2 protein-coding genes, 1 tRNA gene and 1 pseudogene are annotated in these 2,606 nt (G+C 49.2%); 1 reads left to right on the top strand and 3 read right to left on the bottom strand.

Annotated features, from left to right (window positions below):
- Positions 1–117: 117 nt before the first annotated feature.
- A pseudogene (locus tag JRG72_11735) lies at positions 118–597 on the bottom strand (phenylacetate--CoA ligase).
- Between the two features lie 53 nt (positions 598–650).
- Positions 651–1,616, bottom strand: coding sequence for a hypothetical protein (locus tag JRG72_11730; protein ID MBW2135873.1), 966 nt, complete (start codon positions 1,614–1,616; stop codon positions 651–653).
- Between the two features lie 535 nt (positions 1,617–2,151).
- Here JRG72_11730 and JRG72_11725 point away from each other — a divergent pair.
- Positions 2,152–2,239, top strand: a tRNA-Leu gene (locus JRG72_11725).
- A gap of 82 nt (positions 2,240–2,321) precedes the next feature.
- Here the strand turns inward: JRG72_11725 and JRG72_11720 are convergent.
- Entirely contained in the window at positions 2,322–2,534 is a 213-nt protein-coding gene (locus JRG72_11720) for a tyrosine-type recombinase/integrase (protein MBW2135872.1), read from the bottom strand.
- Positions 2,535–2,606: the final 72 nt, after the last annotated feature.

Genomic DNA, 2,606 nt, shown 5'->3' with positions numbered 1-2,606 from the left:
GAGGTGCCCCCGCCCCATCACCAAAATCTGCAAGACCCCATATTGTAGTGACGACAAAAAAAGTTAATAGTCTAATATCATTAATAATTATTCTCTTGACTGATAATCTCCGGAGACCCCGGAAACCGGGATCACCGAGGCCCCTAAGCGTTCGGCCCCGTAATGAAAACCCAGTCCGCCGGTAAACAGGCCATAGCCATAAGCATTGTGAATAATGTCGCCGCGATGCACTCCGGCTGCGGCCAAAGTGCGGGCCACGAGTTCCGACCATGTCTGGACATCCCGCTGAGTGTATCCCACTACCGTCGGTTTGCCGGTAGTTCCGGACGAGGCATGGATGCGAACGACCTGTTCCATGGGCACGGCAAACATGCCAAAGGGATAGTTGTCCCGCAAATCCTGTTTAGTGGTGAAAGGCAGCCGGCGCAAATCATCCAGGGTTCTAATATCTCCGGGTCTGACTCCGGCCGCTTCAAATTTTTGCCGGTAAGCCGGGACCAGGGCATAGACCCGATCCACCAGGGCCCGCAGTCGCCGCTGTTGGATAGCTTCCAAGGCATCTCGGGGTAAGGTTTCGAATTCTTCATTAAAAATCATTGGTTGGCAGACCTTTCCTCCAAATGATAATCTTGCAGTATTTAGCAAAAGGCCTAATCACCGTCAAGCAAAATATGGCGGTCAATATCGGGGTTGACTGGGGTCTCAGTCTGTAACCATCGGTCCTGGAGGCGAACTGCCTGGACTCCGGAAGGGGCTAATTGCAGACTCAAAATGTCGTGGGCTATCAGTTCCGCCAGGAGATTCTCTAATTGTTCCGGTGGCCAATGTTTCTCCCATTCATCTTTACGAAAAGGTTCCCCGCCGGTGGCAATTAGCAGATTGCCCAACTGCTCGACGGCTTCCTCCTTCCAATCGGGTAGGACCATACTGAGGGCCAGGCGAAGGACATCTGCCTCCACCTTCAGCACCTGCGGGGCCACACAATAGCGCACTGCGGCCGACTTTTTGCGATTATGGCAAAGAAGCCCGACTTGCAGAAATTGTTGTAAATAGTCCCAGGCGGTCTTTCGATCCAAACCAAAATATCTCTCAAATTCCCCCAACCGAAACCAGCCTCCGGCGCTCTGTTGTAAAAATTCCTTGAGTTTTTTTAGACTGAGCTTACGATGGCGGCGATACGGCAAATTAGGCCGGAGCGCCTCCAACCAGCGATCTAACACCTCCTCCAGAAAGACCTGGCGAGATCGAGCAGGATAACTTTTTTTCATTGCCAGATTATATTCCGCCACCGGCTCTTTGACCTGGTAAGAGGGTCGGCCCTCACCAGGATCATGGTCTAATAGCGGATAATAATACTCAAACCACTGTTCCAACCGCTGGTTCAGGGTCCGGAAACGGTCCAGGGTCACCTTGCCGGCCAGATGTTGCACCAGGTAATTCTTGAGGCGTGATTTGATCAACTGCATCCGAGCCTTGGTGTTGGCCGGAAGTTGGGGGGTCTCCAGCATCACTTCCAGAATTAAACCTGCCACTAGGGCCCGGTCCAGCTTTTCTTCGGCTGCTAACCCGTTCCAGCAATCTTTATGGTGGCAACTTTCCGGGCCAAATTCCTGCATGGTTTTCCCTGGGTAAGAAACCTTCCCCTCAAATTAACCTTAGAATTGCTTCAAGTAATCCAGATCATTTCATATAATTATTAAGCAATTTGGTTGCCAGCCGTCGTAGTTAATTCCATGCCTTTAACCAAAGTCCAGCCAGGGGCGGTACCCGAGGAGGAAATGAACTGCATTCAATATATTGTTTTATTCAATGATAATAGATATTTTAAAAATCACCAGGGTGAGGAAATGGGTCTGACGGTCATGGAATTGCACCCTGTAGGGGATTTAATTTTTGCATATGGGCAGGGTTAACGTGAAGTCTGATGTTGAGAGGACTGGGACTGTTCTTAGGACCTGTCCTAGCCTGCCAATCAGAAAAATGCCAGAATTAAAAATGGAAGGCCAACAAGGCTTGAATTTTTTCAGGAAATTTAATATATTTCCCCTGAAAAGCCGAGTGCTCGGTCAGGAAAGCATGAGATCGGCTGGTCTTCCTGACCCCAAGTTATTTAATGATCTCCCTAAAAAATATTCAACTAAGACAACCTCAGCCTGGGTGGCGGAAGTGGTAGACGCAAGGGACTTAAAATCCCTCGGGGTTTATCCCCGTGCCGGTTCAAATCCGGCCCCAGGCACCAATAAATTCACTAATTTACTCAGGTTTTAGGTAAATTGACCTAAACCTTCTTTCATGGTGGTTTGAGACTCTGTTTGAGACTTTCACCCATGGTTTGTCTCGCTGGCCTGCTCAAAGACCATCATCGCCAGGCGCTCCGGATCCTCCATAGGATGAAGATATATTTCAGTAGTAGTACGATTCTCATGCCCCAAAATCCGCTGGATTGCTCCGATGGGAACATTATGATTATCCATCAGTGAAGCCTCGGCGTGTCTTAGCAGGCTGTTGAAAAACTCTTTACTTGAGACCCCCAAAAAGTGCTGTCCTTAGAGCCTAAAAGGTGCTATAATCAAGGATAACAACACCTTATACGGAGGCAGCGACTA

It is taken from the genome of Deltaproteobacteria bacterium, assembly GCA_019309545.1.
In the GTDB taxonomy this organism is placed as follows: Bacteria; Desulfobacterota; Desulfobaccia; order Desulfobaccales; family Desulfobaccaceae; genus Desulfobacca_B.
The sequence above is the reverse complement of the archived record's forward strand: the minus strand, read 5'-3'. Positions and strand labels throughout refer to the sequence as shown.

Excerpts from the sequence above, each read along its gene's own strand:
- JRG72_11730 (MBW2135873.1), bottom strand. The coding sequence starts at position 1,616 with ATGCAGGAATTTGGCCCGGAAAGTTGCCACCATAAAGATTGCTGGAAC.